General features: G+C 70.8%; 23 protein-coding genes. 15 read left to right on the plus strand and 8 right to left on the minus strand.

Going from position 1 to position 25,046, the window contains the following annotated elements; genetic code table 11:
• Positions 1-71 precede the first annotated feature (71 nt).
• Positions 72-3,302 carry a GH92 family glycosyl hydrolase gene (locus AB0N03_RS10820; RefSeq protein WP_364368657.1) on the minus strand — a complete coding sequence of 1,077 codons (3,231 nt, stop codon included), beginning with the start codon at positions 3,300-3,302 and terminating at the stop codon, positions 72-74.
• A gap of 298 nt (positions 3,303-3,600) precedes the next feature.
• On the opposite strand from AB0N03_RS10820, the gene AB0N03_RS10825 reads away from it, so the two are divergent.
• The 12 genes from AB0N03_RS10825 (at position 3,601) to AB0N03_RS10880 (ending at position 15,429) form a co-directional block, all read left to right on the plus strand.
• A complete protein-coding gene (locus tag AB0N03_RS10825) occupies positions 3,601-4,584 on the plus strand; it encodes a LacI family DNA-binding transcriptional regulator (protein WP_364368660.1) in 984 nt (327 codons plus the stop codon).
• Positions 4,581-5,618, plus strand: coding sequence for a class I mannose-6-phosphate isomerase (locus AB0N03_RS10830; RefSeq protein WP_364368662.1), 1,038 nt, complete (start codon positions 4,581-4,583; stop codon positions 5,616-5,618). The genes AB0N03_RS10825 and AB0N03_RS10830 overlap by 4 nt, the downstream gene beginning before the upstream one ends.
• Entirely contained in the window at positions 5,615-6,379 is a 765-nt protein-coding gene (locus AB0N03_RS10835; RefSeq protein WP_364368665.1) for an ATP-binding cassette domain-containing protein, read from the plus strand. Before AB0N03_RS10830 ends, AB0N03_RS10835 begins: the two co-directional genes overlap by 4 nt.
• Positions 6,376-7,413, plus strand: coding sequence for an ABC transporter permease (locus AB0N03_RS10840; RefSeq protein ID WP_364368668.1), 1,038 nt, complete (start codon positions 6,376-6,378; stop codon positions 7,411-7,413). Before AB0N03_RS10835 ends, AB0N03_RS10840 begins: the two co-directional genes overlap by 4 nt.
• Positions 7,414-7,440: 27 nt before the next feature.
• Entirely contained in the window at positions 7,441-8,439 is a 999-nt protein-coding gene (locus tag AB0N03_RS10845) for an ABC transporter substrate-binding protein (RefSeq protein ID WP_364368671.1), read from the plus strand.
• A 199-nt stretch (positions 8,440-8,638) separates the two neighbouring features.
• Positions 8,639-9,343: a hypothetical protein gene (locus AB0N03_RS10850; protein WP_364368674.1), complete on the plus strand. Its 705-nt coding sequence runs from the start codon at positions 8,639-8,641 to the stop codon at positions 9,341-9,343.
• A 54-nt stretch (positions 9,344-9,397) separates the two neighbouring features.
• Positions 9,398-10,450 (plus strand): histidine kinase, encoded by a 1,053-nt coding sequence (locus AB0N03_RS10855; RefSeq protein ID WP_364368677.1) that lies wholly within the window; start codon positions 9,398-9,400, stop codon positions 10,448-10,450.
• Entirely contained in the window at positions 10,447-11,202 is a 756-nt protein-coding gene (locus tag AB0N03_RS10860) for a LytTR family DNA-binding domain-containing protein (protein ID WP_364368680.1), read from the plus strand. Before AB0N03_RS10855 ends, AB0N03_RS10860 begins: the two co-directional genes overlap by 4 nt.
• Positions 11,199-11,549 (plus strand): hypothetical protein, encoded by a 351-nt coding sequence (locus AB0N03_RS10865; RefSeq protein ID WP_364368683.1) that lies wholly within the window; start codon positions 11,199-11,201, stop codon positions 11,547-11,549. The genes AB0N03_RS10860 and AB0N03_RS10865 overlap by 4 nt, the downstream gene beginning before the upstream one ends.
• Before the next feature lie 118 nt (positions 11,550-11,667).
• The gene (locus tag AB0N03_RS10870; RefSeq protein ID WP_364368686.1) at positions 11,668-13,392 is read left to right on the plus strand and encodes a cation acetate symporter; all 1,725 of its coding nucleotides are present in this window, start codon (positions 11,668-11,670) and stop codon (positions 13,390-13,392) included.
• 70 nt (positions 13,393-13,462) lie between these two features.
• Positions 13,463-13,825: a DUF485 domain-containing protein gene (locus AB0N03_RS10875; protein ID WP_364368688.1), complete on the plus strand. Its 363-nt coding sequence runs from the start codon at positions 13,463-13,465 to the stop codon at positions 13,823-13,825.
• Positions 13,822-15,429, plus strand: a complete 1,608-nt coding sequence (locus tag AB0N03_RS10880; RefSeq protein ID WP_364368691.1) for a cation acetate symporter — start codon at positions 13,822-13,824, stop codon at positions 15,427-15,429. The genes AB0N03_RS10875 and AB0N03_RS10880 overlap by 4 nt, the downstream gene beginning before the upstream one ends.
• Positions 15,430-15,507: 78 nt before the next feature.
• Here AB0N03_RS10880 and AB0N03_RS10885 read toward each other — a convergent pair whose 3' ends face one another.
• Positions 15,508-16,245, minus strand: coding sequence for an isocitrate lyase/phosphoenolpyruvate mutase family protein (locus AB0N03_RS10885; protein WP_364368694.1), 738 nt, complete (start codon positions 16,243-16,245; stop codon positions 15,508-15,510).
• Positions 16,242-16,703 carry a carboxymuconolactone decarboxylase family protein gene (locus AB0N03_RS10890; protein WP_364368697.1) on the minus strand — a complete coding sequence of 154 codons (462 nt, stop codon included), beginning with the start codon at positions 16,701-16,703 and terminating at the stop codon, positions 16,242-16,244. The genes AB0N03_RS10885 and AB0N03_RS10890 overlap by 4 nt, the downstream gene beginning before the upstream one ends.
• Before the next feature lie 46 nt (positions 16,704-16,749).
• On the opposite strand from AB0N03_RS10890, the gene AB0N03_RS10895 reads away from it, so the two are divergent.
• Complete coding sequence (locus tag AB0N03_RS10895; RefSeq protein WP_364368700.1) at positions 16,750-18,120, plus strand: PLP-dependent aminotransferase family protein; 1,371 nt, start codon at positions 16,750-16,752, stop codon at positions 18,118-18,120.
• 253 nt (positions 18,121-18,373) lie between these two features.
• On the opposite strand, the gene AB0N03_RS10900 is transcribed toward AB0N03_RS10895, so the two are convergent.
• The 3 genes from AB0N03_RS10900 to AB0N03_RS10910 form a co-directional block, all read right to left on the minus strand.
• Positions 18,374-19,099, minus strand: a complete 726-nt coding sequence (locus AB0N03_RS10900) for a peptidylprolyl isomerase (protein ID WP_364368702.1) — start codon at positions 19,097-19,099, stop codon at positions 18,374-18,376.
• Between the two features lie 272 nt (positions 19,100-19,371).
• Positions 19,372-20,337 carry a methylmalonyl Co-A mutase-associated GTPase MeaB gene (meaB, locus tag AB0N03_RS10905; protein ID WP_364368705.1) on the minus strand — a complete coding sequence of 322 codons (966 nt, stop codon included), beginning with the start codon at positions 20,335-20,337 and terminating at the stop codon, positions 19,372-19,374.
• Positions 20,338-21,525 carry an acetyl-CoA C-acetyltransferase gene (locus AB0N03_RS10910; protein ID WP_364368987.1) on the minus strand — a complete coding sequence of 396 codons (1,188 nt, stop codon included), beginning with the start codon at positions 21,523-21,525 and terminating at the stop codon, positions 20,338-20,340. It lies immediately after the preceding gene.
• Between the two features lie 138 nt (positions 21,526-21,663).
• Here AB0N03_RS10910 and mce point away from each other — a divergent pair, with 138 nt between their 5' ends.
• Complete coding sequence (gene mce / locus AB0N03_RS10915) at positions 21,664-22,119, plus strand: methylmalonyl-CoA epimerase (RefSeq protein ID WP_360676315.1); 456 nt, start codon at positions 21,664-21,666, stop codon at positions 22,117-22,119.
• Positions 22,120-22,459: 340 nt separating this feature from the next.
• Here mce and AB0N03_RS10920 read toward each other — a convergent pair whose 3' ends face one another.
• Together AB0N03_RS10920 and AB0N03_RS10925 are read right to left on the minus strand one after the other, a co-directional pair.
• Positions 22,460-23,032, minus strand: a complete 573-nt coding sequence (locus AB0N03_RS10920; protein WP_364368708.1) for a TetR/AcrR family transcriptional regulator — start codon at positions 23,030-23,032, stop codon at positions 22,460-22,462.
• A 19-nt stretch (positions 23,033-23,051) separates the two neighbouring features.
• Positions 23,052-23,420 carry an SPW repeat protein gene (locus tag AB0N03_RS10925; RefSeq protein WP_196425492.1) on the minus strand — a complete coding sequence of 123 codons (369 nt, stop codon included), beginning with the start codon at positions 23,418-23,420 and terminating at the stop codon, positions 23,052-23,054.
• 205 nt (positions 23,421-23,625) lie between these two features.
• Between AB0N03_RS10925 and ccrA the strand changes: the two genes are divergently transcribed.
• Positions 23,626-24,966: a crotonyl-CoA carboxylase/reductase gene (ccrA, locus tag AB0N03_RS10930; protein ID WP_364368711.1), complete on the plus strand. Its 1,341-nt coding sequence runs from the start codon at positions 23,626-23,628 to the stop codon at positions 24,964-24,966.
• The last annotated feature ends 80 nt before the right edge of the window (positions 24,967-25,046 follow it).

Consider the following 25,046-nt stretch of genomic DNA (forward strand, 5'->3'; position numbering starts at 1 on the left):
TTAGGCCAAAAGCCGTGAAGGCCACCTTGAGGAACTTGTAGTTCCTCAAGGTGGCCTTCACGAACAATCATTTACTGGCCGACGGCGATGGCGAACACGTGGAGCGCGCCGCCGCTGACGTTGGACGGCAGCGTCACGCTCGCTACCGTCTTGCCCGTGTCGAGGGTGATCGGGTTGGTGCCGAACACCATGGTGCGGATTTGCTGCGGGTCGCTGCCCGAAGCGTTGCGGTACGGCGTGGACAGCACGATCCGGTTGCCGAACGACGGCTGCGCGCCGCCGCCACCGAGGGTCCAGTCGGAGAACCCGATGGTCGCGGTGGACGTGCTGCCGTCGGTGTAGGTGATCGTCAGCGTGCCGGACGCGTTGCCGTTGGACGCCGAGCCGAGCAGCGCGAGCCGTCCGGAGCCCGTCACGTTCACCGTCTGGCCGTTGGCGACCGCGTTGTCGGGGTCGCCGACCGGGAACGACGGCCAGGTGAACTTGATGCCGTCACTGGTCACCGTGCCGCCCGGGGTCGCGCCGGCCGCGGCCAGCGCGTCGGCCGAGTAACTCCAGCCGCCGCCGTCGAAGTTGGCCGCCGACGAGTCGGAGTCCGGCGAGATGCCGGCGTTGTCGACCGTGGCGAGCCAGCTGTTCGGCTGCGCCACGAGCACCGTCAGCACCGCTTGCGTCGAGGCGACGCCCGGCGACGAGAACGTCACCGGGATGCGGCGGGCACCGTCGGCCAGCCCCGCCGGCACCGAAACCGTCAGGTCGGCGTGCGCCTTGCCACCGGCCGGGACGGCGATGCTGCCCGACGCCGGGGTCAGCGTGACCCCGTCGACGCTGCCCGCGGCGTAGGTCCAGGTCCGGGCGGTGCCGGAGAGGTCCTGGACCCCGACCGACGCCGAAGACGTCGACCCCGCGGGTGTCACCGCGCGAGCCGGGTCCACAAAGGACAGGCTGGGCTTCTCCTGCTCGCGGAACGACGGCGGCGCGTCGGCCGGAGCGCTGCCCCACGCGGTCGCCGTGGCGGAGCGGGTGTAGTCGAGCTTGCCGCCACCGGAGATGAGCGCCTCCGGCAGCCACGCTTTCGAAGCCGCGCCACCGTTGACCTTCAGGCTGCCCACGTAGTCACCGGTGCCCGGCGCGTTGATGGTGATCTTCTTGCCCGCGCCGGTGGTGAGCACGGCGTGCTCGAAGCGCGGGGTGACGAGCAGCGTCTCGGCGCGGCCCGGGATCTCCGGGTAGATGCCGAGCGCCGACCAGACGTACCAGGCCGACATCTGGCCGAGGTCGTCGTTGCCGATCAGGCCTTCGGGATTCGGGTTGTACAGCTCGTCCATCGAGCGGCGCACGATCGACTGGGTCTTGGCCGGGGCGCCCGCATACGAGTAGACGTACGGCGCGTTGGAGTTCGGCTCGTTGCCCATGAAGGCGTACGGCTCCTGCGTGCCCGCGTTCAGCTGGGTGAAGAAGGTGTCCAGCCGGGACTGCGTCGCGGTGTTCCCGCCGAACGCCGTCACGACGCCGCCGAGGTCGTAGGGCACCATCCACTCGTACTGCGCGCCGTTGCCCTCGACCCAGCCCTGCGAACTGGCCGGGTCGTAGGTGCCGGCGAACGAGCCGTCCGCGTTGCGCGGCTGCAGGTGCCCGGTACCCGGGTTGTAGAGGTTCTGCCAGTTCTGCGCGCGCTTCATGAACGTCGTGTACGTCGCGCTGTCGCCCAGCCGCTTCGCGAACTCGGCGATGGAGAAGTCGGCGCTGGTGTACTCGAGCGTGTCCGCGCCGGCACCCGGCACGTAACCCAGCTTCTGGTAGTCGTCCAGGCCCGGCCGCTCGGTGTAGCCCTGCGTCGGCTGGGTGGCGCCCTTGATCATGAGCAGCAACGCCTTCTGGGCGTCGAAGTCACGCGCGCCGAACGCGTACGCGCTGGACACGATGATGTGGTACGGGTCGCCGTTCATCACGCCCGTGTAGTCGTTGGCCACCGTCCAGCGGTCCCACGAACCGCCCTGCTCGGCGTAGGCCATCATCGACCGGACGATGTCCGACGTCTCCTTCGGATCGATCGTCGCCAGGAGCGGGACCTCCGAGCGGTAGATGTCCCAGCCCGAGAAGTTCGTGTACATCGCGTGGCCCTTGTCGGCCTTATGGATCCGCCCGTCGAAGCCCGGGTACTGACCGTCCACATCGGAGAATACGTTCGGCTGGATCAGCGAGTGGTACAGCGACGTGTAGAACGTCGTCATGTCGGCGTCCGAGCCGCCGGAGACGGCGATCTTGCCGAGCTGGTCGTTCCACGCCTTGCGCGCACCCGCGGCGACCGTGTCGAACGACTTCTTCGTGTTCTCGGCCTTGAGATTGGCCTTCGCGCCGTCGACGGACACAAAGGACAGTCCGACCTGGACGTTCACCTGCGCGCCGTTGAGGTTGGCGAAGCTGACGTACCCGCCGCTGCCCGGGCCGGACACGGTGGTGTCCTGCTGCTTGGCCTTGGCCGGGCGCGCGATGGAGGCGTCGACGCCGTTGGGCTGCGCGACCTTCGCCTTGGCACCGCCGGTTTCGGCGGACTTGCCCGGCGTCACGGCGCCGTTCTTCCAGGTGCCGATCGACTCGAACGGCGTGTCGAACTTGGCGGAGAAGTACACGCGGTAGCTGTTCTGCGCCCCGCAGAAGCGGCCGCTCGTGGCCCAGCCGCTGATGGTGTCCTTGCCGATGGTGATCGACGCGTCGTCGGTGCCGTTGACCGAGCCGGACGTGTTGACCAGCAACGTCGAGGACGCGCCGGCCGGGTAGGTCACCCGCGCGGAGCCGGTGCGCTGGGTCGCGGCCAGCTCGACCTTCGCGCCGCTGTCGAGGGTGACGTCGTAGGCGCCCGCGGTCGCGTGTTCGTTGGCGTGCGAGAACTTCGACGTGTAGTGCGCCGGGTCGGTGGCCGGCGAAGTCGTCACTTCACCGACATAAGGGATGAACGGGATGTCCTGATAGGTCGAACAGCCCGCACCCGAAAGGTGCGTAAGGCTGAATCCGGTCAGGGCGTTGTCGTCGTAGAAGTACCCGCCGGGCTGGGACTTCACCGTGTCGGGACTCCACTGGACCATCCCGAACGGTGCGACCGCGCCCGGGAACGTGTTGCCGGCACCGCCCCCGGTGCCGTGGTCGGCCCCGCCGGGCCGCGTGCCCACGAAGGGGTTGACCCACTTCGCGAAATCGGTGTTCTGAGCTGCCGTCGCGGGGACAGCGGGAGCCACCGCTGCCGTCACCGCCAATGCCAAAAAGGTCAAACCGGCTCTGAAGCGCAATCGCGCCATGGCCATCGCCTCTCACGTCGTCAGCGCGACCGAAATGACAACCTTGTCGCGCAGTCGGTCGAACCGGGCCACCTTGGGCAGCGGCTCACCAGACAGTCAAGGGCCGCGTCAAGACCTGTCCACTTCGGGACAGCATGATCAGCCGTCTGTCCTACGACGTCGGTAGCCGAATCGGCACAATTCGCGCGTGGAGCGTTGACAACCCACCGGCGGGTGGCGTTCAATCCCGTGCACTATGACAACGTTGTCTCCCCCCGGCCGGGACCGGGACGGCAGCACGCGCACCGCGAGCAGGCGGGCCACGATGAGTGACGTGGCCCGGCTGGCGGGCGTGAGCATCAAGACCGTCTCGCGCGTGGTCAACGACGAACCGGCGGTGCACCCGGACACCGCCGAGCGGGTCATGGCGGCCATCGAACAGCTGGGGTTCCGGCGCAACCTGGGCGCGCGCAACCTGCGCCGCGGGTCGACGACCGGCACCATCGGGCTGATCGTCGAGGACGTCGGCAACCCCTTCTATTCCGAGCTGAACCGCGCGGTCGAGCGCATCGCGACGTCGTTCGGGCGCCAGGTGCTCACCGGCTCGTCCGAGGAGAACTCCGACCGCGAGCGCGAGCTCGTCCTGGAGTTCTGTGCACGGCGGGTGGACGGCATCCTCGTCGTCCCGGCGGGCCTGCAGCACGGCTACCTGGTACCGGAGATGCGCGCGGGCACGCCGGTGGTGTTCATCGACCGCCCGGCCGGCGACATCGTGGCCGACACCGTGCTGGTGGACAACCTCGGCGGCACCATCGAGGCCGTCACCCACCTGGCGAAGCACGGCCACCGGCGGATCGCGTTCCTCGGCGACAGCCCGGACATCTTCACCGCGGCCGAGCGCCTGCGCGGGTTCCGCGAAGGCTGCGTCCGCAACGGGATCTCCTACGACGAGTCCCTGGTCTCCATGCGGACGCCGACGCAGGAAGGCATCGGCGACGCGGTCAAGCGGCTGCTGCACGGCCCCGACGCGGCCACCGCGGTGATCGCGGGCAACAACCGGGTCGCCGTGCACCTGCTGCGCGCGCTCGCCCACGCCGACTACCGCCCGGCGATGGTCGGCTTCGACGACTTCGAGCTGGCGGACCTGCTCGACCCGCCGGTCACCGTCGTCGCGCACGACGTCAGCGCCCTCGGCCACGCCGCGGCCGAGCTGCTCTTCGCGCGCGTCCAAGGAGATCAGTCCCCGCCCAGAAAGGTCGTCCTGCCCGTGCATCTCGTCGCCCGCGGTTCCGGTGAGGTCGCCCCGTGACCCTCGAACCCATCCGGCTCCCGGCCAACCAGCCGCCGCAGTTCTACCGCGGGGGCGACGCCATCGCGGCGCTGCGCGGCGCCTCGCCGGAGAAGAAGTTCGGCCCGGAGGATTGGGTCGCCTCGGTGAGCACCATGTTCGGCCAGGACACCAACGGCCTGACCCGGCTCCCGAGCGGCGACTGGCTGCGCGACGCCGTCATCGCCAACCCGAACGGCTGGCTCGGCGCCAAGCACGTCGAGGCGCTCGGGACGTCGACCGGCCTGCTGGTCAAGCTGCTCGACGCGGGCCAGCGGCTGCCCGTGCACTTCCACCCGGACGACGCCTTCGCGAAGCAGCACTTCGACTCCCACTTCGGCAAGACCGAGGCGTGGATCGTGGTCGGCACCTACGGCGACGACCCGCGCGTCTACCCCGGTTTCAAGGAGACGCTGTCCAAGGCGACCGTGTCCGAGTGGACGCGGGAGCAGGACGTGCCGTCGATGCTGGGCGCGCTGAACAGCGTCCCGGTGACCGCCGGCGACACCGTCTACATCCCGGCCGGGCTGCCGCACGCGATCGGCGAGGGCGTGTTCGTCGTCGAGCTGCAGCAGCCGACGGACTTCTCGCTCACCATCGAGTGGCGCGACTTCCTCGCGTCCCCGGAGAAGGGCCACCTCGGGATCGGCTTCGACACCGCCATCGAGGCGCTCGACACCTCGGGCTGGGACGCCGGGCGCCTGGAGACGATCATCAAGCGCACCGCGGGCGACCGCGCGTCCACCGTGGACCTGCTGGCCGGCGGATCGGAGCGGTTCTTCCGAGCCGAACAACTGCGTACGGACGAGGCGACAACGTTGTCACTCGACCCGTCGTTCGCGGTGCTCGTCGTCCTCGACGGCGAAGGCACCCTGCGCACCGAGCACGGCGGCGAGCACGCGCTGGCGAAGGGCGACACCTACGTCGTGCCGTTCGACGCCGGCCAGACCGAGCTGTCCGGCACGGCGACGGTGATCCGCTGCCGGCCACCGGCGCCGGAGGAGAGGCACGGATGAGCGAAATCCTGCTGGAAGCGGTCGACCTGACCAAGCACTACGGGTCGGTCGAAGCCTTGCGCGGAGCGGCTTTCCAGGCCCGCGCGGGCGAGGTGACGGCGCTGATCGGCGACAACGGCGCCGGCAAGTCCACTTTGGTCAAGTGCCTCTCGGGCGCGGAACAGCCGACATCGGGGAAGATCCTCCTCGACGGCGCCGAGACGCGCTTCGACTCGCCGACCACGGCCCGGCGGATGGGCATCGAGACCGTGTACCAGGACCTGGCCGTCGCCCCGGACCTGGACCCGGCGGCGAACCTGTTCCTGGGCCGCGAAATCCACCGCAAGGGCATCCTCGGCAAGCTCGGGATGCTCGACAAGGCCGAGATGCGGCGACAGGCCGTCGAAGAGTTCCAGCGCCTCGGCGTGACGCTGCAAAGCACCGACGTCCCGATCGGCTCGCTGTCGGGCGGGCAACGCCAGAGCGTCGCGGTCGCGCGTTCGGTCGTGTGGGCGTCGAAGGTCGTGTTCATGGACGAGCCGACCGCGGCTTTGGGCGTGGTGCAGCGCGAGCGCGTGCTCGACGTCATCAAGAAGGTGCGCGACAAGGGTATCGCCGTCGTGCTGATCAGCCACAACATGCCCGAGGTGCTGTCGGTCGCCGACCGCGTCGAGGTGCTGCGGCTCGGCAAGCGCGTCGCCCGCTTCACCGGGTCGGACACGAAGCTCGAGGACCTCGTCGCCGCGATGACCGGCGCGCTCGTGCAGGAGGAGGCGGCGTGAGCGCGCCCGAGATCCAGTCCACGGTCGAGCAAGGCTTCGGCAAGCGCCCCTTGGGCAAGCGCCTCGTCGGCGCCAACACGTTCTGGATCGCGCTGGTGCTGGTGGCGCTGATCATCGTGTTCAGCGTGCTCGCGCCGGACGCGTTCCCGACGCTGTACAACTTCCAGCTGCTGCTCATCGAGACGGCCGTGCTGCTGGTGCTCTCGGTCGGCATGACGTTCGTGATCATCACGTCCGGCATCGACCTGTCGGTGGGCTCGGTGCTCATCTTCGCCGGCATGGTCGGCGGCAAGACGATGGAGGCGATGTCCGGCGGCAACGCCGGTGGCGCGGGCTGGGGCGTGATCATCGTCGGGCTGATCGTCGCCATCCTCGCCGGGACGGTGTGGGGCCTGATCAACGGCTTCCTCATCGCCGTCGCGGGCATCCCGCCGCTGATCGTCACGCTCGGCACGATGGGCGCGGCGCTCGGCGCGTCCCTGCTGCTCAACAACGGCAGCGACGTGCGCACGGTCCCGGTGGTGCTCAACAAGGAGCTCGGCTACGGCACGTCGTTCGGCGTCGTCCCGAACCTGGTGCTGATCGCCGTGGTGATCACGCTGGTCGGCGCGTGGCTGCTGCACACCACGAAGTTCGGCCGCTACACGTTCGCCATCGGCTCGAACGCCGAAGGCGCGCGGCGCGCGGGCATCGGCGTCACCGCGCACCTGATGAAGGTCTACACGCTGACCGGCGTCCTGGCCGGGCTCGCCGGGTTCCTGTCGCTGGCCTACTACAACTCGACCACCATCACCGGGCACACCAGCGACAACCTCAACGCCATCGCGGCGACGGTGATGGGCGGGACGAGCCTCTTCGGCGGCATCGGCTCGGTGCTCGGCACCGTGATCGGCGTGTTCATCCCGGCCGTGCTGAAGAAGGGGTTCAACATCACCGGCGTCCCGGACTTCTGGCAGATGATCGCGGTCGGCGCCGTGCTCATCGCCGCGGTCTGGTTCGACCAGCGCCGCCGCCGTCAACGCAACTCCCGCTGAGTTCCCGAGTACAAAGAGGTGCTTTCGATGAACTTGACCAAGACGCTCGTCGCGGCCGGCGCGCTGGCGTCCGCCGCCGCGCTGCTCACCGCGTGCGGTTCCGGCACGGTGGGCGACACCGGCGGCGGCACCAGCCAGGCCAACTCGGCCAACGCCAAGAAGCTCGCGTTGATCCCGGGGGTGCAGGCCGAGCCGTTCTACATCTCCCTGCAGTGCGGCGCGGAGGCCGAGGCGAAGAAGCTCGGCTACGAGCTGACCACGCAGGCGCCCCAGAAGTTCGACGCGCCGCTGCAGACCCAGCTGGTGAACGCGCTCGGCACGAACCCGCCGGCCGCGCTGCTCATCGCGCCGACCGACGACACGGCGATGCTCGCGCCGATCCAGCAGGTCAAGGCGCGCGGTGCGAAGATCGTCGAGGTCGACACCGCGCTCAAGGACACGGGCGTCGCGGCGTCGTCGATTTCCTCCGACAACGCCCAGGGCGGCAAGCTCGCCGCCCAGACGATGGGCAAGCTGGCCGGCGGCAAGACCGGCTCGGTGCTGGTGCTCGACACCATCGCCGGCACGTCGACGACGGCGGCGCGCGCGAAGGGCTTCGAGGAGGAGCTCAAGAACACCCCGAACCTCAAGTCCATCGGCATCCAGTTCACCCAGAACGAGCCCGACCAGGCCGCGTCCAAGGTGACCGCGGCGCTGGCCGCCAACCCGGACCTCATCGGCGTCTTCGCGACCAACCTCAACACCGGCGAAGGCGCGGCGACCGGCCTCCGCAACTCCGGCAAGGTCGGCGCGGTGAACCTGATCGGCTTCGACGCCAGCCCGTCCGAGGTCGAAGGCCTGAAGAGCGGCCAGTACCAGGCCCTGATCGCCCAGGACCCGGCCTCGATCGGCACCCAGGGCGTCCAGCAGGCCGTGGCGGCCATCGAGGGCAAGCCGGTGACGCGGAACCTGACCGCGGAGCTGCACTCGATCACCAAGGCGGACATGGACGCCAACTCTCAGTACTTCTACAAGCAATCCTGCTGATCTCGTCCGTCAGGTCCCTGCGAGGGGTGCGCGCACCCCTCGCAGGGCCTTGACCAGCGGTTTCACCGCCGATGATCGGTCACTGCCGGTTACCGCGGTGGGGCAACCGCTCACCGCACGGCCCGTTCCACGGACGGGTGCCCCCCGTCACACTCATCTGCACATGCATTTACACATGCATGATCGCAGGGAGGGTGCGATGAACTACGAACGATCGGCCGTGCACCGGACGATCTTCGCCGTGGACGTCGAGGGTTACGGCGATCGGTGCAGGACCACACCACACCGCTTGGCGCTGCGCGACGGGCTGTACCGCGCGCTTTGCCGGGCGTTCGACGACGTGGGCGTCCCCTGGACGGCCTGCCGGAGCGAGGATTGCGGTGACGGCGTCTTCGTCCTCGCCCCGCCGCAGATCCCGAAGAGGCTCTTCGTCGAATTCTTGCCCAACGCGCTCGCCGTGGCGCTGCACCGGCACAACCTGAACCACCACGCCGGTGCCCGGATCCGGCTCCGGATGGCGCTGCACGCGGGTGAGGTGGCCTACGACGACCACGGCGTCACCGCGCCGGCGATCAACCACGCGTTCCGGCTCTTGGACGCGGCGCCGCTGAAGGAGGCGCTCAAGGCGTCGCCCGGCGTGCTCGGGCTGATCACGTCGGCGTGGTTCTTCGAGGAGGTCGTCCGGCACAGCGAAGGGCTCGACCCGACGACGTTCCGGCCGGTGCGGGTGGCGGTGAAGGAGACCCGCGCGACGGGCTGGATCTCGCTGCCCGACCGGCCCTACCCGGCCGACGCGAGCCTGCTGGTGCGCGTGCCGGAACCCGCCGAGGTCACCGGGCTCGACGACTACCGGACCTGGCGCCGCTTCCGCCGCCACGCCCAGGTGCTGTCCGACCGCGAGTAGCCGGGGTAGCCGTAGGATCTGGTCCCCTGGACACCGCCGCCGAGGGGAGGCCCGATGACCGTGCACCTGCGCCCGGCGTCCCGCGCCGACCCGCTGCCGGTGCTCGCCGCCGCCCGCCGGATCACCGACGACCTGCGCGACGGCCTGGCCGGCACCCGGGCGCGCCGGGCCGCGCACGGCCTGCGCCGGCTGTTCGGCTTCCCGGGCCTCGGCCTCACCGACCTGTCCGGCTCGCTGCTCTGGTCCGGGCGGCCGGGGCCGGACGCGGTCGTCGCGACGGTCCTCGACGGCGTGCTCCACACCGAGGAACCCGGCTCCGCGCCGGACGTCCTCGTGCTGCCGCTGCACGTCCGCGACGAGCTGGCCGGGGCGCTGCTGGTCGTCGGCGACGTCCGGGACGCCGTCGCGGCCCAGGCCGCGGACCTGGTCGTGCAAGCTCTGGAACGCGGGCGGCTCGAGGCGTCGGCGGAACAGGCGGCGCAGGCCGAACTGCGGGCACTGCGGGCGGAGATGTCCCCGCACTTCGTTTACAACGCGCTGACCGTGATCGCGTCGCTGGTGCGCTCGGACCCCGACCGCGCCCGCGACCTCATGCTCGACTTCGCCGACTACACCCGCTACAGCCTCGCGCGGCACGGCGAGTACACAGTGGTCGCCGAGGAGTTCCGCGCGATCGAGACGTACCTGGCGCTGCAGCGCGCGGTGCTCGGCGAACGGCTGCGGGTCCAGGTGCGGGTCGCGCCGGAGATCCTCGCCGTCGCGGTGCCCTACCTCGTGCTGGAACCGTTGGTGGAGAACGCGATCCGGCACGGCATCGAGCCGCGGTCGGGCACCGGGCTGGTCCAGGTGCACGGCCAGGCGGAAGGGAACGACTGCGTGATCTTCGTCGAGGACGACGGGGTCGGCATGGACCCGAAGCGCGCGGCGGACATCCTGGCCGGGCGCACCGGCGACGACGATCCCGCCGGTCTCGGGCTGGCCAATGTGGACAGACGGCTGCGGGACGTCTACGGCGCCTGGTACGGGCTGACCGTGGAAACCGAGGTCGGTGCGGGCACCCGCGTGGTCGTGCGGGTGCCGCGGTTCCAGCCGGGGGTGCTGCCGTGACCGGGCTCAGGGTGCTCGCCGTCGACGACCTGGCGCCGGCCTTGGACGAGCTGTGCCGCATGCTGCGCGAAGCGCCCGAAGTCGGCGAAGTCGTCGGCGCGGCCGACGCGCTGAAGGCGTTGAGGCTGCTTCAGGCCGACAGGTTCGACGCGGTGTTCCTCGACATCTCGATGCCGGGCCTCGACGGGCTCGAGCTGGCCGGGTTGCTGGCGAAGCTGAGCGAGCCGCCGGTGATCGTGTTCGTCACGGCCCACGACGGGCACGCGGTGACGGCGTACGGCATCGGCGCGGTGGACTACCTGCTCAAGCCGGTCCGAGCCGAACGGCTGTCCGCGGCTTTGGCCAAGGTCTCGCGGATGGCGACGCCGTCTTCGCGCTCGACCCCGGACGCGATGGCGGCCTTGCCGGTCGAGTCCGGCGGGCGCACGCGGTACGTCCGCCGCGACGACGTGCTGTTCGTGGAGGCCCACGGCGACTACGTCCGGCTGCACACGCGAGGCGGGGTGCACCTGGTGCGGATGCCGATCTCGCGGCTCGAGGAGTACTGGGAGGGCACCGGGTTCAGCCGGGTGCACCGCGGGTTCCTGCTGGCGGTAGGTGCGGTGCTGGAGCTGCGGAGTGACTCGGCGGGCGGGCTGCTGGCCCACACCGAAGCCGGGGACGTCCCGGTCAGCCGTCGCCACGCCCGCGACCTGCGGGACCGGCTGCTGGAAGCCGCTCAACGAGGTCAGCTCGGACCGGGCTCGCGATGAGCAAGATCCGCCGGGTCGCCGTCACCAGCCCGCAGACCCGGCTCGCCCACGCCCGGCGCCGCTCCCGTCACCGCTGGCGTCAGCCGCGCCTCCCCGCGGGCGACACCCAGCGCGCGACGGCGTTGTACCGCGCCCAGCGCCGCCGCGGCGTGCCCGCCCTCGTCCTGATGTTCGCCCTGCTGCTCGGTCTCCCCGGCGTCTTCGCGATCTTCCCCGGCCTGGACACCGTGCGGCTGCTGGGGATTCCGGTGTCCTGGTTGATGATCGCGGTGCTCCCGTACCCGGCGATGGCCCTGCTGGCCCGCTGGCAGCTGCGCCGCGCCGAGCGCCTCGAGGACGACGAATGACCGCCCGGCCCCCAGCGCCCCAATGTGGCCTTCGGTGCGTTGAACGCACCCAAGGCGGCCTTCGGTGCGTTCAACGCAACCAAGGCCACATTGGGGCGCTCGAGAGCGGAGCCGGCTGATGGGCGTCGCGCTCGCCGTCGCGCCCGTCGTGCTCGTGACGCTGCTCATCGGCGTCCGCGGGGTCGCCGCCATGCGCACGACGTCGGACTTCCTCGTGGCGTCCCGGCGGATCTCGCCGCTGGTGAACTCGGCCGCCGTCTCCGGCGAATACCTCAGCGCGGCCTCCTTCCTCGGCGTCGCCGGGCTCGTCGTCAAGGACGGCATCGGGGCGCTCTGGTACCCGGTCGGCTTCACTGCCGGCTACATCGCGATGCTCGTGCTCGTCGCCGCGCCGATGCGGCGCTCGGGCGCGCTGACCGTCCCCGACTTCGCCGAAGCGCGCCTCAACTCCCCCGCGCTGCGCCGCCTGGCCGCGGTGGTCGTCCTGGTCATCGGCACCATCTACGTCGTCCCGCAGTTCCGCACCGCCGGCCTGGTGCTCACCGCGGTGGGCGGCACGCCGTACTGGGTCGGCGTCGTGCTGGCCGGCGCCGCGGTGAGCGTCACCCTCGCCTTGGGCGGCATGCGCGCGGCGACGTACGTGCAGGCGTTCCAGTTCGTGCTGAAGCTGCTGCTGTTCCTGATCCCGGCGATCTGGCTCGTCCTCCAAGCGGGCGCGGTCAACCGGACCGACGCGCTGAACCCGGTCGAGTTCACCCACTTCGCCCGCGAGACGCCGGTGAAGTTCGAGGTCGAAGTCACCATGGAGATCCGCGAGCCGACCGCCGTGCGGCGCAACGGCGTCGTGGAAACCCTGCCGCCCGGCGAATTCATCGCGCGCAGCCAGGACGAGGTCGTCTTCGGCGCGGGCGCCGCGGTCCCGGCGGTCCGCGGCGGGGCCCCGCTCGGCGGCGCCGACTGGCAGCGGCCGCTGCTCGACCTCGGCGACCAGGGCTACCCGCTGCTCGGCACGTGGGCCGTGCTCATCGCGACCATGCTCGGCACGATGGGCCTGCCGCACGTGCTCATGCGCTTCCACACCAGCCCGGATGGCCGCGCCGCCCGCCGCACGGCCGCGATCACGGTGGCCCTACTGGGGATCTTCTATCTCTTCCCCGGCGTCTACGGCGTCCTCGGCCGCGTCCTCGTGCCGGGGCTCTACCTCTCCGGCGCCACGGACACCGTGGTCGTCGCGCTGCCGTACCAAGTGGACAGTGGCTGGGCCGGCGGTCTCTTCACGGCGTTGCTGACCGCGGGCGCGTTCGCCGCGTTCCTGGCGACGTCGCTCGGGCTGCTGCTGGTGATGTCCGGAGCGATCGCGCACGACCTCGTGCCCGGCGGGCTGCGGCGGCTGCGGATCGCCGTGTTCGGCGTCGCCGCGATCATGGTGCTGCTGGCGCTGCGGTCGGCCGAGCTCGACGCGGGGGTGCTCGTCACGTGGGGCTTCACCGTGGCCGCGTCGACGTTCTGCCCGCTGCTCGTGCTCGGCATCTGGTGGCCGCGGCTGACCGCGGCCGGCGGCATCGCCGGCGTCCTGACGGGACTCGTCGCGTCGTCGGGCTCGATCCTGTTCGCCCTCGCCGGCCCGGCGCTGCACGGCTGGGTGGCGATCTTGGTGCAGCAACCGGCACCCTGGTCGGTACCACTGGCATTCGGCGTAATGGCGCTGGTCTCGCTCCGGGGCCGGCCACCGCTCTGGGCGACGTCCGCGATGCTGCGCCTCCACCTGGACGAACCCCGTTCGACGGGGCCGCGTGACCGTTCGTCAACCGTTCGTCGTCTGGCCCGGCTGTTGAGCCGCTGAATCTTCACGCGAGACTCACACGTCCCTACGGTGTCGCACGTCACTTTCCGCAACGTCGCAGGGAGCAGCGATGAGCACGACGGACACCGGCGGCGGGCCCCCGGACACGTCAGAGACCATCTGGGAACGCGCGCACGAAAGCACCGAGTTCCGTGAGCTGCGCAGCCGCCTGCGCCGGTTCGTCTTCCCGATGACGGCGGTGTTCCTCCTCTGGTACCTGCTGTACGTCCTGCTCGCGGACTACGCGCACGGCTTCATGAGCACGAAGGTCTTCGGCAACATCAACGTCGGCCTGATCTTCGGCCTGCTGCAGTTCGTCTCGACGTTCGTGATCACCGGCCTCTACGTGCGGTACGCCAACCGGAAGCTGGACCCGGTCGCGGAGAAGATCCGCGAGGACATCGAAGGCGAATCCGAGAAGGAGCAGGCATGACGAACATCGCCGCGGGTGTGGAAGGCAGCAACCCGCTCCTCAACATCCTCATCTTCGCCGCGTTCGTACTCATCACGCTGGTGATCGTGTTCCGGGCCAGCCGCAACACCAAGACGGCGTCGGACTACTACGCCGCCGGGCGCGCCTTCACCGGTCCCCAGAACGGCATCGCGATCTCGGGTGACTACCTGTCGGCGGCGTCGTTCCTCGGCATCGCCGGCGCGATCGCCATCAACGGCTACGACGGCTTCCTCTACTCCATCGGCTTCCTGGTCGCGTGGCTCGTCGCGCTGCTGCTGGTCGCGGAGCTGCTGCGCAACACCGGCAAGTTCACGATGGGCGACGTCCTCGCGTTCCGCATGAAGCAGCGCCCGGTGCGGGCCGCGGCCGCGACGTCGACGCTGATCGTGTCGTTCTTCTACCTGCTCGCGCAGATGGCCGGGGCCGGCGGTCTCGTCGCGCTGCTGCTCGGCGTCTCGGGCAGTGGCGCGCAGGCACTGGTGATCGCCGTGGTCGGCGTGATCATGATCGCCTACGTCCTGATCGGCGGTATGAAGGGCACCACCTGGGTGCAGATCATCAAGGCCGCACTGCTGATCATCGGCGCGCTCGTGATCACCGTGTGGGTGCTCGGCAAGTACAACTTCAACTTCTCCAGCCTGCTGCAGGCCGCCGTCGACAAGGCGGGCAAGGCCGGGGAGACGCTGCTCGGCCCGGGCAAGCAGTACGGCGCCACCGGGACGTCCAAGCTGGACTTCTTCTCCCTCGGTATCGCGCTGGTGCTGGGCACCGCGGGGCTGCCGCACGTCCTGATGCGCTTCTACACGGTGCCGACAGCCCGCGACGCGCGTCGTTCGGTGGTCTGGGCGATCGTGCTGATCGGCGTGTTCTACCTGTTCACGCTGGTGCTGGGCTACGGTGCCGGTGCGCTGGTCGGGCCGGACGCGATCAAGAAGGCGCCGGGCGGGGTCAACTCCGCGGCCCCGCTGCTCGCGCTCGAACTGGGCGGGCCGGTGCTGCTGGGCCTGATCTCCGCAGTCGCGTTCGCCACGATCCTCGCGGTGGTCGCCGGCCTGACGATCACGGCGTCGGCGTCCTTCGCGCACGACGTCTACGCGAACGTCGTCAAGCGGGGCAAGACGTCGCCGGACTCGGAGGTCAAGGTCGCCCGGATCACCGCGGTGGTGATCGGCGCACTGGCGATCGGCGGCGGCATCCTGGCCAACGGGCAGAACGTCGCGTTCCTCGTGGCGCTGGCCTTCGCGGTGGCGGCGTCGGCGAACCTGCCGACGATCCTCTACTCGCTGTTCTGGAAGCGGTTCAACACCCAGGGCGCGCTGTGGTCGATCTACGGCGGCCTGGCCATCACGATCGTGCTGATCGTGTTCTCGCCAGCGGTGTCCGGCAAGAGCACGTCGATGATCAAGACGGCGGACTTCGCCTGGTTCCCGCTGAGCAACCCCGGCCTCGTCTCGATCCCGGCTGCGTTCTTCCTGGGCTGGCTGGGCACGGTCCTGTCCAAGGAGCACAACGAGAAGAAGTACGCCGAGATGGAGGTCCGCTCCCTGACCGGTGCGGGCGCCGAGAAGGCTGTCGTCCACTAAGGACCGTTTCGACGGGCGGCACGACCCCGAAGGCCGCCGCGAGGGTGTTCCCGATCCCCTCGCGGCGGCCTTCGGCCATCAGTAGGGCAGCTTCCCCTCGGCGACGCCCGCGAGGGTCGCTTCGAGGTGCTTCCGCGCGTACTGCCAGAGGCCGCCGCCGAGCGAAATCCTCGCCACGCCCAGTTCGGCGAGGCCGGCGAGACCGGGGCTACCCGGCCACGCGGGTGCGTTGACGGCGCCGCCGACGCCCTGCACGAAAGCCGCGAGCACCTCGGGAGTGCGCAGGTGGATCGGGTAGACGCAGTCGGCGCCCGCCTCGAGGTAGGCCCGCGCCCGGGCGATGCCGTCGACCAGGTGGTCCTTCGGGTCGACGCCACGGAAGGAGTCGACGCGGGCGTTGAGCACCAGGCCGTCACCCGCCGCCTCGCGGAGGGCGGCGATCCGCTCGGCCTGCTCGGCGACCGGCCGCACGTCGCCGGTGGCGTGATCGGTGTCCTCGAAGTTGCAGCCGACGACACCGGCGTCGAACAGCCGGCCGGCCAGCTCGGCACCGGACAGGCCGTAGCCCGACTCGGCGTCGACGGTGACGGGGACGCTCACGGCCTTCGCGATGCGCTTCGCCGCGGCGAACATCTCGTCGGCCGGGGCCTTTTCGCCGTCGGGGAAGCCGAGCGCGGACGCCACGGCGACCGAGCTGGTGGCCACGACCGGGAACCCGGCGGCCTCGACGAGCCGGGCGGTGTCGGCGTCCCACGCGTTCGGCAGCACCAGCGGCCTGCCGGGGACGTGCAGCGCCTTGAGCGCGGCGGCGGTCACGCGTCGCGCTTCGGGAGCGGGCTGTGGCTGGTGACGGCCATCCGGTTCCAGCTGTTGATCGCGATGACCTCCCACGCCACCGCGCGGTACTGGTCCTCGGTCAGCACCTTCGTCGCCTGCTCGTAGACGTCGTCGGGCACGCTCTGGGTCGCGGACAGCTTGGTCATCGCCTCGGTGAGGGCAAGGGCGGCCTCTTCCTCTTCGGTGAACAAGTCGGTCTCACGCCAGCCGTCGAGCACGAACAGCCGGCGGGCCGACTCGCCCAGCTCCAGGGCGTCGCGGCTGTGCATGTCGAGGCAGTACGCGCAGCCGTTGAGCTGGGAGGCCCGCATCTTCACCAGTTCCAGCAGCTTCGGGTCGACGCCCGCGTTCGCCGCGGCCTTGTTCACCTCGGCCTGCAGGTTGGCCATCGCCTGGTAGATCTCGGGCGCGCGCCCGAGTCCGATTCGCTTCGTCATGACATCCACGCTAGTCCGAACTGGTCCACGGGTATGGTCCAGTCGTATGACGGATTCGTGGTCCAGTTCCGGGCTCGACGTCCACCTCGGCTGGGATCCTCCGACCGGCCGGAGCGGCCTCGCGGAAGCGATCCGCGCGGCCATCCGCGAGGGCCGGTGGCAGGCGGGCGCGGCGGTGCCCTCGACCCGTTCCCTGGCGCACGACCTGGGCGTCGCCCGCGGCACGGTCACGCGGGTGTACGCCGACCTGGCCGCCGAGGGATACCTGCGCACGGCCCAGGGCGCGCCGACCCGCGTGGCGACCGCGGGCTCGCTCCCCCAGTCCGCGCCGCGGCAGGCGCCCCGCGAGCCGGCGCCGCGCTGGGACCTGCGGCCGGGGCGCCCGGACCTGACGGCGTTCCCCCGCCAGGCGTGGATCAGCGCGACCCGGCGGGCGCTGCTGCGGACCCCGGCGTCGGCGTTCGGCTACGGGTCGGAGCTGGGCACACCCGAGCTTCGCGACACTCTCGCCGGCTACCTCGCCCGGGCCCGCGGGGTGGTCGCGGACCCGGAGCGGATCGTGGTGTGCCACGGGTATTCGCACGCCATCGCCGTGGTGTCCCGGGCCCTTTCCGAGCTGGGTGTGCGCGAAACGGCGTTCGAGAACCCGTCGCTGGAGATGTACCGCTCGATCGCGGCGGCGCAGGGTCAGCGGGTCGTCGGCGTGCCGGTGGACGAGCACGGGCTCGACGTGTCCGCTTTGGACAGTCCGGCGGTGGTCGTGACCCCGGCGCACCAGTACCCCACCGGCGTCACGCTGTCCCCGCACCGCCGCGCCGAGCTGACCCGCTCGGGCGCGTTCGTGCTGGAGGACGACTACGACGGCGAGTTCCGCTTCGACCGCCAGCAGGTCGGCGCGCTGCAGGCGCTGGCGCCGGAGCGGGTGGTCTACGCGGGAACGGCGAGCAAGACCCTGGCCCCGGCGCTGCGGCTGGCGTGGCTGGTACTGCCGCGGACGCTGGTCGAGCCGGTCCGCGCGGCCATGGCCGACAGCGGTTCGCGACCGGCGGTGCTGAACCAGCTGGCCCTGGCCGAGCTGATCGACTCGGGTGCGTACAACCAGCACGTCCGCCGCAGCCGCGCGGAGTACCGCTCCCGCCGCGCCCGCCTCATGGCGGCACTGCCGGATTCGGTGCGGCCACAGGGCATCGCGGCCGGGCTGCACCTGCTGCTGATCCTCCCGCCGGACGGCCCATCGGAGGCAACGGCCCTGGCGGCCTGCCACCGCCGCGCGATCGGCATCGAGGGCCTGGACGGCTACTGGATGGACGCCGACCGCCCGGGAGGCTTGATAGTCGGCTACGCGGCAACGCCGAAACACGCGTTCGCCGGCGCCACCCAGACGTTGATCGAGGCCCTCTGGGAAATCACGGCTTGACGAGTCCCGCCCCGACTTCCGCCCCCGATCACACGACTTCCGGCTCGAATCACGCGAGTCCCGTCCCCGATCACGCGAACCGACCCTCCAGGTACGCGAGCCGACCCTTCAAGCACGCGAGTCGACCTCCCAATCACGGGTGATGCCCCTTCAATCACGCGTTATGCCTCCCCAATCACACGTGATGCCCCTCTGATCACGCGAGATCCCCGGGCGGGCCACCCCCGAGCCAGGAGGTGGCCCGCGGTCGCCGTCAGAACCAGCAGTCCGGCCGGACGCGCAGCAGTTCCGTCCGCAGCACCGGAGTCCCGTCGACCGGGGCCGGGTCGTCCGCGGTCGGCTGGATCCCGCCGGCGGCCACTCGGTCCAGGGTCTTCAGCCCTTGGGCGCCGACCGTGCCGAACACCGTGTAGTTCGGCCGCAGCGCGGAATCGCCGTACACGACGAAGAACTGCGAGCCGTTCGTGTCCGGCCCCGCGTTGGCCATCGCCAGCAGCCCGCGCGCGTAGACCTTGCGCGCGCCGGTCGGGTCGGTCGGCGACGGCGGCAGGTCCACCGGCAGCTCGTCCCTGTACTTGTAGCCCGGCCCACCCTCGCCGGTCGCGCTCGGGTCGCCACACTGCAAAACCTTCAGCGTCGGATACGAGGTGAGCCGGTGGCACACCGTGTGGTCGTAGAACCGGTGCCGCGCCAGGTGCAGGAAGCTCTGCACGGTGCACGGCGCCTTCGCGCGGTCGAGGCGCAGCGGAAGCGCGCCTTGGCTGGTCGGGACGGCGACGTCGACCTTGCCGTGGCTCGGCGTGTGCCGCGGGTCGGGTGGCAGCGGCACCGGCCGCGCGGCCGGTTCGTCCGGCGTCTCGGTGTACTGGCACGGTCCGTGCGTCGTCTTCGGCGGCGGCGCGTCGGCCGCGGTGGCGACGCCGTTGCCGGCCACGAACAACGCGCCCGCCGCCAGCGCGGTGACGAGTGTCTTCTTCATCCTGCACGCCCTCCCAGTGATCGCCCGGTTCCGGAGCGTCCCGCAGTCTAGGGCGCGGCACCGACAACGAGAACCGGCGAAAGTCGCCCGTGTCACGCGGATGGGTGAACGTCAGCGCCGCACCCCCGAAACTGTCGGACCCCCGGCGCACGATGGTCATCACGCGGCAAACCCCGCCGCACCCGAAGGAGGGCGTCATGGAATTCCGGCGAAGACCCGTTGCTGTGGCACGGTTTCTGCTCGCGCGGCTCGCGTCGGCGATCCGGACCGCGTTACCCCCGCAGGTCCGCGATCAGCTCGTCGGCGGCGGCGAACGGATCGATCTCCCGCGCCACCACGCGCTCCGCCGCTCCGGCGAGGCGTCCTCCGCCCCGCAGATCGGCCAGCTCGGCCCGCAACCGGCGCACCGCGATGGCCTCGACCTCGTCGCGTGCCCGCGCGACCCGGCGCCGGGCCAGCTCGCCGTGCTCGACGAGCCAGTCGTGGTGCGTGGCCAGCGCCCGCACGACCTCGGCCACACCCTCGCCCTTCGCCGCGACCGTCCGCACGATCGGCTGGCGCCAGCTCGCGCCCCGGATTTCGCGGCGCGCCAGGGAAATCATCTGCTTGAGGTCGTGCACCGTCGCGTCCGCGCCCTCGCGGTCGGCCTTGTTCACGACGAAGACGTCGGCGATCTCCAGCACGCCGGCCTTCGCGGCCTGGATGCCGTCGCCCATCCCGGGCGCGAGCAGCACCACCGTGGTGTCGGCCAGCTTCACGACGTCCACTTCGGACTGTCCGACGCCGACGGTCTCGATCAGCACCACGTCGAACCCGGCGGCGTCGAGCACGCGCACCGCCTGCGGGGTCGCCCACGACAGCCCGCCGAGGTGCCCGCGCGTGGCCATCGAGCGGATGAACACGCCGGGGTCGGTGGCGTGCTCGGTCATCCGGATCCGATCGCCGAGCAGCGCGCCGCCCGAAAACGGCGAAGACGGGTCGATCGCGAGCACCCCGACCCGCTTGCCCTCCGCGCGCAACGCGGTGAGCAGCGCCGACGTCGAGGTCGACTTGCCGACGCCGGGTGGGCCGGTGAGCCCGACCACCCGGGCCCGCCCGGTGTGCGGGGTCAGCGCCCGCGCGATCTCGGCGACGCGGGGATGGGCGTCCTCGACGAGCGACAGCAGCCGCGCGACGGCACGGGGCTGCCCGTCCCGCGCGCGGCCGACCAGGTCGTCGAGGTCGAGTGCGCCGGCCACTTACGCGGTCGGCACCCGCAGCAGGAGGGCGTCGCCCTGGCCGCCGCCACCGCACAGCGCGGCCGCGCCGAGCCCGCCACCGCGGCGCCGCAGCTCGTGGATCAGGTGCACGGCGAGCCGTGCCCCGGAGGCGCCGATCGGGTGGCCGAGGGCGATGGCCCCGCCGTTGACGTTGACCTTCTCCGGGTCGAGACCGAGCTTCTCGGTGGAGACGAGCCCGACCGCGGCGAAGGCCTCGTTGATCTCGACGAGGTCGAGTGCGTCGGCGCCGAGGTTCGCCTTCGCCAGCGCGGCGAGGATGGCGTTCGACGGCTGCTCGTGCAGGCTGGCGTCCGGCCCGGCGACGACGCCGTGCGCGCCGATCTCGGCGATCGGTGTGAGGCCGAGCTCCTCGGCCTTCGCCTTGCTGGCCACGACGACCGCGGCGGCGCCGTCGGAGATCTGCGAGGCCGAGCCCGCGGTGATGGTGCCGTCGGAAGCGAAGGCGGGGCGCAGCTTGGCGAGGCCTTCGGCGGTGGTGTCGGCGCGGACGCCTTCGTCGGTGTCGAAGACCACCGGGTCGCCCTTGCGCTGCGGGATGGAGACCGGCGTGATCTCGTCGGCGAAGTAGCCGTTCTTGATCGCCTCGGCCGCGCGCTGGTGCGAGCGGGCGGAGAACGCGTCCTGCTGCTCGCGGGTGACCCCGTAGCGGGAGTTGTACTTCTCCGTCGAGGCGCCCATGGCGACCTGGTCGAAGGCGCAGAAGAGACCGTCGTAGGCCATGTGGTCGACGAGCGTGGTGTCGCCGTACTTGAAGCCGGAGCGGGACTTGGGCAGCAGGTGCGGCGCCTGGGTCATCGACTCCTGGCCGCCGGCGACGACGATGTCGAACTCGCCGGCGCGGATCAGCTGGTCGGCGAGCGCGATGGCGTCGAGGCCGGAGAGGCAGACCTTGTTGATCGTCAGGGCGGGCACGCTCATCGGGATGCCCGCGGCGACCGCGGCCTGGCGAGCCGGGATCTGGCCGGCGCCGGCGGTCAGCACCTGGCCCATGATCGTGTACTGCACCGCGTCCGGGGAGACCCCGGCGCGTTCGAGGGCCGCCTTGATCACGACCCCGCCCAGCTGTGCCCCCGTGAAGTCCTTGAGGGATCCGAGCAAGCGCCCGATCGGCGTACGGGCGGCACCCAGGATCACGGAACCGGACACGGCGTCCTCCAAGCGTCGGCGCATGGGCAGTTTTTTCGACCATACCCGGAGGGCAGGCTTCTTGATGGAGCCAGTGTGAGGCGGGGCACGCGACGATTCTGGGGGAACGCCGGGCGGGCGCCCCCCTATCCTGCCCCCATGAATGACGCCCTGCGGCCGTTCGTGACGGCCATCGACCACGTCGGCATCGCGGTCCCGGACCTGGACGCGGCCATCGAGTTCCACCGCGCGCACTTCGGCCTGGAAGTGGCGCACGAGGAGGTGAACGAGGAGCAGGGGGTACGCGAGGCGATGCTGCGCGCGCCCGGCACGGCCGGTACGGAGACGCAGATCCAGCTGCTGGCCCCGCTGCGCGACGACTCGGCGATCGGCAAGTTCCTGGCCAAGAGCGGCCCGGGGCTGCAGCAGCTGGCGTACCGGGTGTCCGATGTGGACGCGGCGTCGGCCGCGCTGCGTGAGCAGGGCCTGCGCCTGCTGTACGAGGCGGCGAAGCGCGGAACCTCGAACAGCCGGGTGAACTTCATCCACCCGAAGGACGCGGGCGGTGTCCTGGTGGAGCTGGTGGAGCCGGCCGAGGACGGCGCGGCGCACTGAACGGCGAACCCGTTCCGGCGCACCAACTCCGGCTCGGAGCAACCGCACGCCCATGACAAAAGGCGGGCGGCCTCGGGTCGAGGCGCGGCGGGCGCGAGGTCGGCGGTGACGGCGGCGGGCTCGGAGGCGAGCCGGCCAGTGCCATCGCTGGGTCCGCCGCGGGCGCGGAGCGAACCGGCCGGCGCCGTCGGTGGGTCAGCGGCGAGCCAGGTGCGGCGCCGCCGAAGCCTGACGCGATCCGCCGCCGGCCTGCGGGTGACCTCGTCGCGCCTTGCCGCCCCGACGCGTCAGGGCCGTCCGCCCGGGCCGAAAGCCGCGGACGAACGACCCCGGCGACGGGCTACGCCGGCGCGGTCTTCGAGACCAGGGCGTCGGCGATGAACGTCAGCTCGCCGTCGAACTCGGCGGGCAGGTCGTCGTCCGAGTGGCGGGCCGTGGCGTGCCGGTGGCTGACCGCTCGGGCCAGCAGGCCCGACGCGCGGTCGACGTCGGCCGTCGGCAGGCCGCCGCCCGTTGCCGCCAGGATCACCGTGCGGACCTGGCGCACCAGCACCTGGAAGCGCTCGTGGAGGGCGTCGCGGACGACGTGGTGGGTGTCGGCCTCGCGCCACAGCAGGTGCGAGAGCCCGAGCGACCGGCTGAAGCGGTGGTCGAGTTCGCGGACCAGCCGCCGCAGGCTGCCCACGAGGTCGCCGGGGACGACGACCACGGCCGGCTCGATGAGCTCGTCGGGCAGCCGCTCGACGAGCGCCGCGAGCAGGTCTGCCTTGTGCCGGAAGTAGTAGTGCACCAGCCCCTTCGGCACCCCGGCCCGCTCGGCGATGCGAGAGGTCGGGGTGGCGTCGAAGCCGGACTCGGCGAAGAGCGCCTCGGCGGCGCAGAGAATGCGCTCCTTCGCCGAATCCTCGGTCATGCGGGTGCCTCCTGGTCCGTCAGTGCTGACCTGCCGTGCGGTGGGCGGCGCTCGCGACCGGCATCGCTGCCGCGCCGGCGATGACCACCAGCACCCCGGCGATCCAGGACGTCCAGGAAGCGCCGTTGAACTCGGTGTACCCCATCACCCACGGCGCGATGAAGAACAGCACGCCGAGCGCGATCTGGATGCCTTCGCCGTAGACCATGCCCGGCATGGCCAGCGACACCAGGCCGTCGAGTGCGATCAACGCGCCCAGGACGACCATCGTCCACATCGCGGTCGAGTCCGTGCTCAGCCAAAGGGGTGAAAGAGCGGCCACGACTCCGATGACGACCTCGGCCCAATCGTGCGGCCGGGCCCACGCGCGCGTAGAGACTTCACTCATTCGTGCTCACCTCCGTCGGTGAAACTGCTGGTCGGGTAGGTGTTCCCACCGCCGATGATCCGCTTGACTGGCCAGCCGGTCAAGACTGATCGGTCACAGTTCGACGTGTAATCGTGCTGTCCGTCTCGTACAGTTGTGTCCGCGAGTTACCGGCGAGTAATTTCTGCCGCCAACGCCGTTGACCCCCATCTCCGCGGAGGAACCGATGACGCAGCTCGGCGAGATCCAGCAAGCCATCCTGAACGGCGAGTCCGCCGCGGTCGGCTCCCTGCCCGTGCCCGAGAGCTACCGCGGGGTGACCGTGCGGGCCGACGAGGTCGACATGTTCGAGGGCCTCGAGAGCCGGGACAAGGACCCGCGCAAGTCGCTGCACGTCGACGACGTCCCCGTGCCCGAGCTGGGCCCGGGCGAGGCGCTGGTCGCCGTGATGGCGAGCGCCATCAACTACAACACCGTGTGGACGTCGATCTTCGAGCCGATCCCCACGTTCAAGTTCCTGAAGAAGTACGGGAAGCTCTCGCCGCTGGCCAAGCGGCACGACCTGCCCTACCACGTGGTCGGGTCCGACCTGTCCGGCGTCGTGCTGCGCACCGGCGTCGGCGTGCACAACTGGAAGCCGGGCGACGAGGTCGTCGCGCACTGCCTGAACGTCGAACTCGAGAGCCCGGACGGGCACAACGACACGATGCTCGACACCGAGCAGCGGATCTGGGGCTTCGAGACGAACTTCGGCGGTCTCGCCGAGATCGCGCTGGTCAAGGCCAACCAGCTGATGCCGAAGCCGGACCACCTGACCTGGGAGGAAGCCGCGTCCCCCGGCCTGGTCAACTCCACCGCCTACCGCCAGCTGGTCTCGCGCAACGGCGCCGACATGAAGCAGGGCGACGTCGTCCTGATCTGGGGCGCCTCGGGCGGTCTCGGCTCCTACGCGACGCAGTACGCGCTGAACGGCGGCGCGATCCCGGTGTGCGTCGTCTCCAGCCCGGAGAAGGCCGCGATCTGCCGGAAGCTCGGCGCCGAGCTGATCATCGACCGCAACGCCGAGGACTACAAGTTCTGGAAGTCCGAGACCGAGCAGGACCCGAAGGAGTGGCAGCGCTTCGGCGCGAAGATCCGCGAGCTGACCGGCGGTGACGACCCGGACATCGTGTTCGAGCACCCGGGCCGCGAAACGTTCGGCGCGTCCGTCTACGCCGCTCGCAAGGGCGGCACGATCGTCACGTGCGCGTCGACCTCGGGGTACATGCACCAGTACGACAACCGCTACCTGTGGATGAACCTGAAGCGGATCATCGGCTCCCACTTCGCGAACTACCGCGAGTCCTGGGAGGCGAACCGGCTGATCTCGAAGGGCCTGATCCACCCGACGCTGTCGAAGACGTACTCGCTCGAAGACACCGGGCAGGCCGCGCTGGACGTGCACCGCAACGCCCACCAGGGCAAGGTCGGCGTGCTCGCCCTCGCTCCGGAGGAAGGCCTGGGCGTCCGCGACGAAGAGAAGCGCGCGAAGCACATCGAAGCGATCAACGCCTTCCGCGGCGCCTGATCACGGCGCCTGATCGCCGCGCCTGATCGAGAAGCTTGATCACGACGACGCCGGGGGCGGCTCCGCTCCCGGCGTCGGAA

Origin of the sequence: Amycolatopsis sp. NPDC051061 (genome assembly GCF_040682935.1) — a bacterium.
In the GTDB taxonomy this organism is placed as follows: Bacteria; Actinomycetota; Actinomycetes; order Mycobacteriales; family Pseudonocardiaceae; genus Amycolatopsis.

Coding starts and splice junctions, on each gene's coding strand:
- AB0N03_RS10820 (WP_364368657.1), bottom strand. CDS start 3,302: ATGGCCATGGCGCGATTGCGCTTCAGAGCCGGTTTGACCTTTTTGGCA.
- AB0N03_RS10825 (WP_364368660.1), top strand. CDS start 3,601: ATGAGTGACGTGGCCCGGCTGGCGGGCGTGAGCATCAAGACCGTCTCG.
- AB0N03_RS10835 (WP_364368665.1), top strand. CDS start 5,615: ATGAGCGAAATCCTGCTGGAAGCGGTCGACCTGACCAAGCACTACGGG.
- AB0N03_RS10845 (WP_364368671.1), top strand. CDS start 7,441: ATGAACTTGACCAAGACGCTCGTCGCGGCCGGCGCGCTGGCGTCCGCC.
- AB0N03_RS10850 (WP_364368674.1), top strand. CDS start 8,639: ATGAACTACGAACGATCGGCCGTGCACCGGACGATCTTCGCCGTGGAC.
- AB0N03_RS10855 (WP_364368677.1), top strand. CDS start 9,398: ATGACCGTGCACCTGCGCCCGGCGTCCCGCGCCGACCCGCTGCCGGTG.
- AB0N03_RS10865 (WP_364368683.1), top strand. CDS start 11,199: ATGAGCAAGATCCGCCGGGTCGCCGTCACCAGCCCGCAGACCCGGCTC.
- AB0N03_RS10870 (WP_364368686.1), top strand. CDS start 11,668: ATGGGCGTCGCGCTCGCCGTCGCGCCCGTCGTGCTCGTGACGCTGCTC.
- AB0N03_RS10875 (WP_364368688.1), top strand. CDS start 13,463: ATGAGCACGACGGACACCGGCGGCGGGCCCCCGGACACGTCAGAGACC.
- AB0N03_RS10880 (WP_364368691.1), top strand. CDS start 13,822: ATGACGAACATCGCCGCGGGTGTGGAAGGCAGCAACCCGCTCCTCAAC.
- AB0N03_RS10890 (WP_364368697.1), bottom strand. CDS start 16,703: ATGACGAAGCGAATCGGACTCGGGCGCGCGCCCGAGATCTACCAGGCG.
- AB0N03_RS10895 (WP_364368700.1), top strand. CDS start 16,750: ATGACGGATTCGTGGTCCAGTTCCGGGCTCGACGTCCACCTCGGCTGG.
- AB0N03_RS10900 (WP_364368702.1), bottom strand. CDS start 19,099: ATGAAGAAGACACTCGTCACCGCGCTGGCGGCGGGCGCGTTGTTCGTG.
- mce (WP_360676315.1), top strand. CDS start 21,664: ATGAATGACGCCCTGCGGCCGTTCGTGACGGCCATCGACCACGTCGGC.
- AB0N03_RS10920 (WP_364368708.1), bottom strand. CDS start 23,032: ATGACCGAGGATTCGGCGAAGGAGCGCATTCTCTGCGCCGCCGAGGCG.
- AB0N03_RS10925 (WP_196425492.1), bottom strand. CDS start 23,420: ATGAGTGAAGTCTCTACGCGCGCGTGGGCCCGGCCGCACGATTGGGCC.
- ccrA (WP_364368711.1), top strand. CDS start 23,626: ATGACGCAGCTCGGCGAGATCCAGCAAGCCATCCTGAACGGCGAGTCC.